The organism is Psychrobacter sp. I-STPA10 (assembly GCF_021012795.1).
Classification (GTDB): domain Bacteria; phylum Pseudomonadota; class Gammaproteobacteria; order Pseudomonadales; family Moraxellaceae; genus Psychrobacter.
This window is the reverse complement of record NZ_VFYU01000018.1, coordinates 186,529-198,853: the sequence shown is the minus strand read 5'-3', so window position 1 is coordinate 198,853 and position 12,325 is coordinate 186,529. Positions and strand designations below refer to the sequence as shown.

The window sequence follows — 12,325 nt, the reverse complement described above, 5'->3', positions numbered from 1 at the left end:
TATTGCTTTGCTTCCTATTTATTGTAATATATCAACTAAATACAAAGTAACATGTTTATTTTTCATTGTGAAATATTTGAATATTAACAGTTAGCAAAGTCTTTGTGGCACCCTGCCACTTATAAACTGCTCTATCATTCATAATAAATTAAATATCTTGAGGATAATGTGAGTAAATCAATCAAACTTGCAGTACTAGGACTAGGCACCGTAGGTACAGGCGTACTTAACCTACTAAATGATAACTTGGCAGAACTAAAACGCCGTAGTGGACATGACATTACTATTACCCATGTTGGTACTAGACGACATCGTGATGACATTGACCCCAATATTTGTCAAGAAAGTGATTTAATGGCAATCGTACGCAATCCTAATATTGATATTGTTATTGAAGTCATTGGTGGACAAACAGTTGCCAAAGAGGTCATCTTGGAGGCCATCAAAAATGGTAAACATGTCGTCACTGCTAATAAAGCATTATTAGCCGAGCATGGTAATGAAATATTTGCACTGGCAGAACAATACCATGTCCATGTTGCCTATGAAGCAGCCGTTGCTGGTGGTATTCCCATTATTAAAGTCATGCGTGAAGCCTTAGCAGCCAACAAAATAGACTGGTTGGCAGGTATCATCAATGGTACGGGCAACTTTATCATGACAGAAATGCGTGATAAAGGTCGCACCTTTGAAGATGTATTAACCGAAGCGCAAGCTTTAGGATATGCCGAAGCTGATCCGACTTTTGATGTTGCAGGCATTGATGCCGCTCATAAACTTGCCCTACTTGCTTCCATTGCCTTTGGTATTCCTCTACAATTTGATAAAGTCTACTGTGAAGGCATTACTGACATTACTTTACAAGACGTCACTTATGCCCAAGAACTTGGCTATCGTATCAAACATCTTGGTATTGCTGCTAGACGCTACCACGATGGTCAACAAAAAGAATATGGTATTGAACTACGTGTGCACCCCACATTGATACCTGAAGATAAACTTTTGGCAAATGTGAATGGGGTAAAAAATGCAGTTTTAGTCAACGCACACCCCTTAGGTGCAACCTTATATTATGGTGATGGTGCGGGTGCGGGTGCAACTGCCTCGGCGGTCATGGCAGATGTCATGGACTTAATACGAGTATTGACGGTAGAAAATCATGGTCACCATGTACCCCATCTTGCTTTTATACCTGAAGCATTATCAGACACACCCGTTTTACCTGCAGATCAAATGCAAACTGGCTACTATTTGCGCTTACAAGCAAAAGATAATTTGGGCGTACTGGCAGATGTTACTCGTATTTTGAGTGACTTTGGTATCAACATTGATGCCATATTACAAAAACCTGCTCATAAACAAGGAGAAGTTCCAGTCATTATCCTAACTTTGCCTGTTATTGAAAGCAAAATGAACGATGCCATCAAAAAAATTGAGGCCTTAGACGCCATTACTGCAAAAGTGGTACGTATTAGACTTGATGAGTTAGCCTCTTAGCAGTATGATTAGGCTTGTATGATTTAATAAATGATAAATATCGTACATACTCTCATCATACAGCCTGTGTTATCTTCACCTTTTGCTATTTAAATATACGGATTAGATATACGGACTCAATGCTGAATGACTTAATAACTTAATGAGAAATAGTATTACTTTTATTCATCTTCCATTCATTATAAGGATATACCATGTCAAATGATTCAATAGTAATTGTCGGTGGCGCTCGTACTCCTATGGGCGGCTTTCAAGGGGCATTAACAGATGCCTCAACTACCCAGCTTGGTGCAACCGCCATCAAAGCTGCAGTAGAACGTGCCAACGTCTCTACTGATGACATCGACGAAGTTATTATGGGTTGTATTTTAACAGCGGGTATTGGACAAGGCCCAGCCAGACAAGCCATGCGTCAAGCAGGCATACCAGATGCCACAGGTGCAGTGACCATTAACAAACTATGTGGCTCAGGTCTAAAAGCAGTAATGCAGGCTTATGATGCCATCAAAGCAGGTAATGCTGATATTATCGTCGCAGGTGGTATGGAGTCGATGACCAATGCGCCCTATATTTTGCCAAAAGCGCGTGCTGGCTATCGCATGGGACATAATGAAGTAAAAGATCACATGTTCTTAGACGGTCTAGAAGATGCCGAAACTGGCAAGCTAATGGGTCAATTTGCACAAGAGGTTGCCAATGATAGAGGTTATACCCGTGAGCAAATGGACGATTTTGCTATCGAATCTTTAAACCGAGCTTTGACAGCAATCAGTGAAGGTCATTTTAAAGATGAAATCGTACCCATTGATATTGAAACTCGCAAAGGCGTCGTCACTGTCGATACTGATGAGCAACCTGGCAATGCCAACGCTGAGCGTATCCCCAAATTACGCCCTGCATTTGCAAAAGACGGTACCATCACTGCTGCCAATGCCAGCTCTATCTCAGATGGTGGAGCAGCAGTCGTTGTTACCAAACAAAGTATCGCTGATGAAAAAGGACTCACTGCACAGGCACGTATTGTAGCCACAGCCACCAACTCTCGTCATCCTAGTGAATTTACCATTGCCCCTATTGGCTCTATCGAAAAAGTACTAGACAAAGCTGGCTGGAGTGTTGAAGACGTTGATCTTTGGGAAATTAACGAAGCCTTTGCTATGGTTACCATGGCTACCATGGATGATCTAAATATTCCACATGATAAAGTCAACATTGAAGGCGGAGCTTGTGCTTTAGGACACCCTGTTGGCTGTTCAGGTGCCCGTATTTTAGTCACCCTTATCAACTCACTAAAACGTACGGGTGGCAAAAAAGGGGTTGCCTCACTGTGTATCGGTGGTGGTGAAGCGGTTGCCGTTGCCATTGAGCTAGTATAAAACGTACGTAACCTGTACTGTTAAAGACAAAAGCTTCTTTAAGTTTATTATGTAAATCTAAAGCCATTCAATTGAATGGCTTTTTTTTATTGATTCAGCATAAATAAATATATATACCCCACTCTCAACTTTATTTTATAAAATCATATATGACCCCTCCCATACCCTCCCCTTGAAGTAAGGGGAGGACTTAAAAACCAGTTCCTCCCCCTTAAAAAGGGGGAGGTTAGGAGGGGGTCTTATAAGTTGAAAGTGGCGTTATATATATAAACCTATCGATTATTTATATTACATAATGTTATAAAGTAACTTTAAGTAACAAATCAGCCTTGTCGTGTTATTTTAATTACAGCTATTTACATCTCATTACGCCCAGTTGACATAATGATACCTGATACCTATACGACAAAGAAACAGCAATTGCTATACTTGCACTCAAGTTGATGAGAGAAGAACATAGCACAAGTTATCCTTATAATTAATGATTTTTTTGGTTCTACCTCAGCAAATACTATACTAGAATCAGTAGTATAGTCATGGTACGGACACATTTAGAGGATACTATATTATATCGGGATAACAATTATCCTCTCTTAATTAACGATGTAACAGATGTAACAATAGTAAATCAGTAGATGTAAACTCAGTAACAGCAAATAAAATCCAATTAACTTTAATTAAAGGAATAAAATAATGAGTCAGTTAATTCGTTTAAAAGATATCCAAGCCACTCACCGTGACCTGATTGGTGATGACTATTATGATCCAACAGGTAAAACTGCATACGGTGCAAATGAAGAAAAAATTGGTAAAATTGAAGGGGCATTGGTTGAAGACACCACTGGTCGCATCCGTTATTTGATCGTTGATGTGGGTGGCTGGTTTAGCTCAAAAGAAGTATTAGTGCCTGCTGGTTTGGCTCGTATCGTTGGTGATGATGTGTTCTTTGACAGCTTAACAAAAGCGCAAGTTGAAGCCATGGAACAATATGACCATGACTACCAATACAGCTACAAAGAGCAGTATGAAAAAGACCGTCAAGCCTTTGTTGCAGATACTGTTCCTACCGAAGAACGTGTAGAGATTGCAGAGACAGCTTATGAAGCACCAAACAAGCTTGAACTGTTAGAAGAACGTCTAACTGTTAATAAAGATCGTATTGTTTCAGGTCTTGTTAAAGTTGGCAAACATGTCGTTACTGAAGAGCGTCAAGTTGATGTAGAGCTTGAAGAAGAGCATGCACACATTGAGCGTACTAATGTAGATCGTCCTACTGATCGCCGTATTGGTGACGACGCTGGTGTGGCCTCTGTTGAAGTTGAGCTAGAAGCAGAACGTGCACGTGTTGGTAAAGAAACTTATGTAACTGAAGAAGTGAGTGTTGGTAAGACTGTAGAGCGTCATACTGAAACGCTATACGAAACCATCCAACGTGAAGAACTAGATATTGACAATGAAGGTAATGTTGTAGACCGTGAAGGTAATATCGTTGAGCGTGATGACATCACTGCTGAAGACGTACGTGCTGCCCGTGGTCTATAAGCCATAACTGTTATCTGTTACCTTTGAGTCACTTGGCTCAAGTTCAAAAAAGCCAGAGACTTTCTCTGGCTTTTTTTATTTTTCTCTTAAATTCAATATAATATATTGTGACAGAACGATATGATCTGCTAACCACATCAACCACATCAACCACATAAATAATGTATGGATACTGCTATGAACACACCCAACCAAGATGCTTTATCTACTAAAGTACAAGACACCTCTGTACAAGATGATCAATTAACTCCTAATTCAATAGCCACACAATCTACTGATAAACCAGTCAAACAGCAGCAGGTTGGAAAATTAGAACTGCTTGAAGAACGAGCTGTTGTACATAAAGAAAGACTCGATGTAGGCAAAATAATTGCAACCAAACACATTCGTACCAAAACAGTGAATGTACCTATTGAACTGATTGAAGAAGTGCTAACTGTTACCACCACTTATGAAGATGTAGATTCTCAATCACTGCTACAAGGTGACTATGATGATAAAGAAGTTATCCGCCATGTAGAACCTGTGTTAGACTCTACCGCAAGTGTGACCATCAATGGTCATCGAGTTGAAGTTGGAGAAGAGCCAATCGAGATTGTGTTATCACGCCAAGTTGCGATCATTAGCAAAGAAACACATATTGTGCAAGAAGTAGAAATCGAAAAAACCACGCATACTCATAAAGACAGCATCTCTGTTGAGTTAAAACGTGAAGAGCTGGACATCAAAGAAGAGGGATTTTTAAGTCATGGTAAACAAGATTGATAGCTGATAGTTAATCATTAATAATCAATGCAAATCATTACTTAAAAAAAGAGTCAACCTCGTCTGGTTGACTCTTTTTTAGTTTAGAGCATCCTAAGTTTAGGATACGATACCACATTCATAAGACTGAACTTTATCATCTTCATTAGTTCGTAGGACTGCTTGTCCCATATCATCTTGTGCACCTTGGGTCACCCGCCACTGAGTGATATCCTGTTCATCAGTATACACCAGTGGATTTCCATCAGGATTAGAAGTGGTCAATACCACACCATTGTTGGCAATATCTAAGACCACATTATTTTCTAATTTATTATAGGTCGCATGTACTGCTAATGCTGGCGTACAATTATAACTCACTTCTACTATATTTTCAGAAGCCAAACCATCTGCCACAGAAGCCTCTTCTGGAGTTTGTTCACTATCAATCACCAGTGCTTGTTCCGTTTCAGCAGGCTCTGCCGACATGGGCTGTACTTCTTCTATACTCTCATCTGAGATAGAGTTGGCAGGCTCATCATGTTTTTGACAGCCACCCAATCCCAAAGACAGCAGCAATATGCCCATCACACAAGTGACACCAATTTTTTTATCATTTATAAACATACCGTCTCCCTTTTAATTCTATAGTTTTATTAACACTGCATCTTATTAACACCATATCTTAATTTTTATTAACCATCATAATATTAATAAGTGAATCAGCTAATAAGTTAATAAAATCAGTGGTTAATATAACCAAACACTCAATGTTAATCAGTAATGGTTTCAGATAAAGTCTAACTTAAAATCGTTAAATCATCTATCTTATATTTATCAAGCGTATCAAAATTAGCAATACTATTACAGCCGTCCATGACATTGCTTATATCTTAATCCAGAGCCACAAGGACAAGGAGAGTTACGACTAATATTCAAGCCTTGATAAGCTGCATCATCTTCGCTTACATCTGCATCAGATTGGGCATTGTTTTTATTACTTACCAAGTCAGTTGCTACTGTATTATTAATATTAATGCGAACTTGACCTGTAGATTGTTGCTCTCTGGCACGATTACGCGCAGCAACTTCAGGGTCTTCATGAGCTTCGCCAGTGAGACTATCTATCTCATTGTGCTCAAAATGCATTTGCCGCTGCATCTGTTCTGCTTCTAATCGTCTTTGCTCTGCTAACGCTTCTAGCTCTTCTTTGCTAGGTATATGAACACGAGATAAATCTTGTACAGTATCAGATTTGATAGCACCCATCATCATGGTAAATAACTCAAATGACTCCCGCTTATACTCTTGCTCAGGATTTTTTTGAGCATAGCCACGCAAGTGAATACCTTTACGCAGTTGATCCATTTGCGTCAAATGTTCTTTCCAATGACGATCCAAACTTTGTAACATAAAATGACGCTCAAGCTGAGCTGCCTGCTGTTCACCCATTTGCTCTCGACGCTCATGATAACGATCTAATGCAGTTTGGATAATCTTTTCACGTAGACCTTCTTCATCTAAGCGACGATCTTCATCAAGCCAATCATTAATCGGCATAAAAACTTTAAATTCGGTTTCTAGCTCATCTTCTAAGCCATCAATATTCCATTGATCATCAATAGATCCAGGAATGACAAACTGACTGATCAATATGTCATAAACTTCACGGTGCATCGCTTCTATGGTGTCTTTTAGATCTGCTTCAGCCAATAAGTCATCACGCTGCGCATAAATTACTTTACGCTGATCATTGGCAACATCATCATATTTAAGCAAATTTTTACGTGCATCAAAATCACGACTTTCTACTTTACCTTGCGCATTTTCAATCGACTTAGAGACCATTTTGTGCTCAATGGCTTCATCTTCTTTCAGCCCCATCGCACGCATCATATTCACCACACGGTCACCAGCAAAGATACGCATCAAATCATCTTCTAGTGATAAAAAGAAACGTGACTGACCAGGATCACCTTGACGCCCTGCCCGCCCACGTAGCTGATTATCAATACGACGTGATTCATGACGCTCTGAGCCAATAATGTGCAATCCACCAGCAGCTAAAACTTCATCATGTCTTTTCTGCCACTGCTCTTTTAGTTTCTGCATTTGTTCTGCATCAACATTTTCAGGATCAACAATTTGTGCCTGCCAGTTACCACCCAAAATAATATCGGTACCACGCCCTGCCATGTTAGTTGCAATGGTTACAGCTCGAGGGCTACCCGCTTGTGAGATAATTTCTGCCTCACGCTCATGCTGTTTAGCATTTAATACATTGTGTTTAATGCCTTCTTGATCGAGCAAATATGACAGCTCTTCACTCGCCTCAATGGTTGCTGTACCCACCAAAATGGGGGCACCTTTGGCTTGGATTTCTTTAATCTCACGAATAATGCCTTTGTACTTACCCAGCTTGGTCAAAAATATCTGATCATCTAAATCTTGTCTGGCGATTGGCTTATGGGTAGGAATCACCACAACATCTAAATCATAAGTTGACTTAAACTCTGCCGCTTCAGTATCTGCTGTACCCGTCATACCTGATAATTTATCATACAAGCGGAAATAGTTTTGGAAGGTGGTGGTTGCCAGTGTTTGGTTTTCTGCTTGAATCTCAACATTTTCTTTGGCTTCGACGGCTTGATGCAAACCTTCTGACCAACGCCGCCCCGGCATGGTACGTCCTGTGTTTTCATCAACGATAATGACTTCACCTTCATCGACAATATAATGGATATTTTTGACAAAGATATGATGCGCACGTATCGCTGCTTGAACATGCGCCAACAATGGCAATCGAGCAGGACTATAGAGACTTTCATTCTCGCCAAGCTCACCCACTTCAATCAAGAAACGCTCAATTTTTTCATAGCCTTTTTCGCTAATTTCAATTTGGCGGTTTTTTTCATCAATCCAAAAATCGCCTTCTTCATTATTTTTGTTAGCTTCTTCATCTTTGGAGCGTTGCAAACGTGGAATAATGGTATTAATCAGCGCATAAGTACGAGAAGAATCTTCTGCCTGTCCCGAGATAATTAATGGGGTACGTGCCTCATCAATCAAAATTGAGTCAATTTCATCAATGATGCAATAATTTAGTGGACGTTGCTTTTTTTCATTTAGGCTAAACACCATGTTGTCACGCAAATAATCAAAGCCATATTCATTATTGGTACCATAAGTAATATCGGCTTGATAGGCATCAATTTTTTCTTGTGGTGGCTGTTGTGAGTAAATCACCCCCACTGTCAAGCCCAAAAAGTTAAATAAAGGACGGTTCAAATCTGCATCACGGGCAGCCAAATAGTCATTGACCGTCACCACATGAACCCCTTTACCACTAAGCGCATTGAGATAAATTGCCAATGTTGCCATCAACGTTTTACCCTCACCTGTACGCATTTCAGCGATACTACCCTCATGTAAGGTAATACCCCCGATAAGCTGCACATCAAAATGGCGCATACCCAAAGTGCGTTTTGACGCTTCACGACATACTGCAAAAGCTTCTGGCAGCAGCGCATCAAGACTTTCACCTTTATCATAACGCTGCTTAAATTCTACTGTTTTTTCGCGTAGCTGCTCATCTGATAAAGGCTGGATATTACTTTCTTGGGCATTGATTTTTTTGACAATTTGCCGCATGCGTTTTAGCTCACGATCATTTTTTGTCCCAATCACACTGCCGACTATTTTTGATAACATAATTTTATAAACCTGTGGAATTTATTGGTGACAAAGATTCAAGATGGCTTTTTTAGTACCTTAATATCTTGTCTACCCCCAAAAAAAATTGTTCTTATTATATATGGTTATGTTTTAGATAGATACAAGGGTAAAAATAAGGCAAATTTCGATTATAAATCATGCAATTTAATTATTGATAATAATAAATAATCTGTACCCCTGACTGTTAGAAAAAAAGCTTTTTGTAACAATGGCTCATGATAGAATACCCCCTTTGTCTTCAAACTTTTCATTCAACAATCGACCTATCTATGAATATCAGCAATCAACATAACCCTGACCTAATTCGCATCGGTCAAGATACTTATAACTTAGCTGACCACACCCCAATGATGGTACAGTATCTTAGCTTAAAAGCACAATACCCCAATGCGTTACTGCTATATCGAATGGGCGACTTTTATGAGTTGTTTTTTACTGATGCCCAACGAGCAGCAGATATTCTAGACATTACTTTAACTCGGCGTGGTACAGACAAATCTGGTAATACCATCGCTATGGCAGGTGTTCCTTTTCATGCAGCCGACAGCTATATGGCACGCTTAATTGCGGCTGGTGAAACCGTGGTCATCTGTGAACAAATAGAAGAAGATGATGATATTGACCTGTTAGCTAGTACACAAAAAACCAATCATTCTAAAGCTGATAAAACAAGCCCTATATCCTCTAATAAAAAAGGCATCATGCGTCGTGAGGTGGTCAAAACGCTAACTGCTGGCACACTAACCGATGATGCCCTAATTGCACCCAATCATACCCCCAGTGTGGTGGCTATTGATATTCAAACCAGCTCAAAAAATAAAACAACAACCAGTGCCAGCCATGCTGCCATCAGTCAATTGGACTTAAATGCAGGGCAAATTCGCACCCAAGCACTCAATACCAAAGATACGGATAGCCTAAAATCTCAACTGCTCACCGTACTGGTACGCTTTGCACCCAGTGAGGTTATTATCTCCGAAACTCTGACCGATGATTGGCAACAGTGGTTAGAGTCTGAACTAGACTGCCCACTGATCCGTGTGGCCGCAGGGGACTTTCATCGTCAACACGCCAATGACACCCTATGCTCGCAATTTAATGTCCAAACTTTGGAAGGTTTTGGTATTGCTAACTTACCCTTAGTACAAAGTAGCTGTGCCGCTCTGATTCATTATGCACAGCAAACCCAGCAACGCCAAGTACCACAGGTCAATGAATTAATTGTCGAGAATGCACAAGATTATTTAATCATTGATCATATCAGCCAAAAAAATCTAGAACTATTTGATAGTGTGAGTGCGACAGGTACTAGCCTAGTATCTGTGGTTAATCATTGCCAAACTCCTATGGGTAAACGCTTGCTTATTAATCAGCTCAAACGCCCATTGCGACTATCTACTAACACCACTCACCAAACCGCTTCTTCCCTAAGCACATTACAACAACGTCTTGATGGCATCGAAAACCTACAAACACTCAGTAAAAAGCAACTTGATGATCTAACTCATATTCTTTCTGGCATCGCTGATATTGAGCGAATCAGTAGTCGTATTGCGCTTGGTAGCGCCAAACCAAAAGACTTACGACGACTACTAGATAGTATTCAAGCAGCACATCTGTTTGGCAGTGCCATCAATGACCTGCCGCTAGATACCGCTAGCCAAGGGCTAATTCCCCTACTTATGCAGCAACTGCCACCTATACATACTGATATCAGTGACGTTGCTAAACTCATCGACCGCGCCATTATTGAAAATCCGCCTGCCCATATTCGCGATGGCGGTATGATTGCTCAAGGTTATGATGAAACGTTTGATCGTCTAACCCATCTACACGATAACATACAAGACTCGCTTGATGAGATGTTACAAGCACAGCGTGAAGCAACCAATTTAACCTCATTAAAAGTTGGCTTTAATAAAGTCAGTGGCTTTTATTTTGAACTACCCAAAGGACAAGCCAAACAAGCACCGTCACATTTTATCCGTCGACAAACGTTAAAAAATAGCGAACGCTTTATCACTGAGTCCTTAAAAATATTAGAGACAGAGTATCTGAGTGCACAAACTGAAGCATTAGTACGAGAAAAAGCACTGTATCAAACACTACTACACACACTTAGCGACTCACTCAATAGTATGCAAAGATTGGCTCATGCCATCGCTCAGCTAGATGTAATGATTAACTGGGCAATACTTGCCAAAAACAACCACTGGACACGTCCTCAGCTTGACCCTAACAGCTCAGGGATTGCCATCGAAGCAGGTCGCCATTTGGTCGTTGAGTCACGCCTTCATACACCCAATAAAAACTTAACAACAAACAGTCGTTCATTAAGTCCATTTATTGCCAACGATTGCCATCTTGGTATAGACAGTCATCCTCAGCGTTTGCTATTAATTACAGGACCAAATATGGGTGGCAAATCCACCTTTATGCGCCAAACCGCGTTGATTGTGCTGCTTGCTTGCTGTGGCAGTTTTGTGCCTGCCGCCTCTGCTACCATCAGTGACATTGATCGTATCTTTACCCGTATTGGTTCAGCCGATGACTTAGCAGGTGGCAAATCTACCTTTATGGTAGAGATGATCGAAACAGCACAAATCTTAAACCTTGCTAGTGACAAATCATTGGTATTGATGGATGAAGTAGGACGTGGTACATCAACCAGCGATGGACTTGCCATTGCTCATGCTTGTGTCGAACGTCTCAGCGATATGGGTAGCCTAACCTTATTTGCAACCCATTATTTTGAACTAACCGAACTTGCCAAACAAAAACGTCTGCAAGGCAAAATCCGCAATGTTCATGTTGCTGCCAGCGAAATTGACGGACAGTTATTGTTACTGCACAAAATCCAATCAGGTGCTGCCAACTCCAGCTTTGGGCTACATGTTGCCAAAATGGCGGGGATTCCTGAACAAGTACTCATACAAGCACAAGCATATTTGCATCAAAATCAAAACATACCCCCCTCTACTGCCTATTTACAGCAAAACAGTCGTCAAGTCGCAGAACCTATCACTGATTTAAAATTACAACCAAGGGCAACAGCACCAAACTTATCAAGCAATAGCCATAATGATAATGACAGCTATGCCAATTGTGACAAAGCTTATCGACAAGACGACCATAGCCATAATCACAACACCAATATAGACGACCAAAACCTTGATTTATTTGTAAATACACCCATTAATCAAACACCGCCAGCGCATATGCAGCAAGCCCTAACACTGATTGAGCGATTAAAGAATATCAACCCTGATGAACTCACCCCAATGCAAGCTTTACAGCTCATATATGCTCTAAAAAATGGTGACTGTGATGATTTGTGAAATAGGATAGAAGAGAGTAAAATACGCCTTTGATTAACCAGTACTATTGATTGACAAACACTATGGGCTGTTCAACAGTCCCCCAATCCCTAG

General features: G+C 40.4%; 7 protein-coding genes. 5 read left to right on the top strand and 2 right to left on the bottom strand.

What is annotated here, in order from left to right:
- The first annotated feature begins 168 nt into the window (after positions 1 to 168).
- The 4 genes from FHK89_RS09655 (at position 169) to FHK89_RS09640 (ending at position 5,180) form a co-directional block, all read left to right on the top strand.
- The gene (locus tag FHK89_RS09655) at positions 169 to 1,497 is read left to right on the top strand and encodes a homoserine dehydrogenase (RefSeq protein ID WP_230659448.1); all 1,329 of its coding nucleotides are present in this window, start codon (positions 169 to 171) and stop codon (positions 1,495 to 1,497) included.
- 194 nt (positions 1,498 to 1,691) lie between these two features.
- Positions 1,692 to 2,873 (top strand): thiolase family protein, encoded by a 1,182-nt coding sequence (locus tag FHK89_RS09650; protein WP_230659447.1) that lies wholly within the window; start codon positions 1,692 to 1,694, stop codon positions 2,871 to 2,873.
- A 693-nt stretch (positions 2,874 to 3,566) separates the two neighbouring features.
- The gene (locus tag FHK89_RS09645; RefSeq protein WP_230659445.1) at positions 3,567 to 4,415 is read left to right on the top strand and encodes a DUF2382 domain-containing protein; all 849 of its coding nucleotides are present in this window, start codon (positions 3,567 to 3,569) and stop codon (positions 4,413 to 4,415) included.
- Positions 4,416 to 4,592: 177 nt separating this feature from the next.
- Positions 4,593 to 5,180, top strand: coding sequence for a YsnF/AvaK domain-containing protein (locus FHK89_RS09640; RefSeq protein WP_230659443.1), 588 nt, complete (start codon positions 4,593 to 4,595; stop codon positions 5,178 to 5,180).
- A gap of 99 nt (positions 5,181 to 5,279) precedes the next feature.
- On the opposite strand, the gene FHK89_RS09635 is transcribed toward FHK89_RS09640, so the two are convergent.
- Both FHK89_RS09635 and secA read right to left on the bottom strand, forming a co-directional pair.
- The gene (locus FHK89_RS09635) at positions 5,280 to 5,786 is read right to left on the bottom strand and encodes a hypothetical protein (protein WP_230659441.1); all 507 of its coding nucleotides are present in this window, start codon (positions 5,784 to 5,786) and stop codon (positions 5,280 to 5,282) included.
- Positions 5,787 to 6,023: 237 nt separating this feature from the next.
- Positions 6,024 to 8,870, bottom strand: coding sequence for a preprotein translocase subunit SecA (gene secA / locus FHK89_RS09630; protein ID WP_230659438.1), 2,847 nt, complete (start codon positions 8,868 to 8,870; stop codon positions 6,024 to 6,026).
- 293 nt (positions 8,871 to 9,163) lie between these two features.
- On the opposite strand from secA, the gene mutS reads away from it, so the two are divergent.
- Positions 9,164 to 12,232 (top strand): DNA mismatch repair protein MutS, encoded by a 3,069-nt coding sequence (gene mutS / locus FHK89_RS09625; RefSeq protein ID WP_230659436.1) that lies wholly within the window; start codon positions 9,164 to 9,166, stop codon positions 12,230 to 12,232.
- Positions 12,233 to 12,325: the final 93 nt, after the last annotated feature.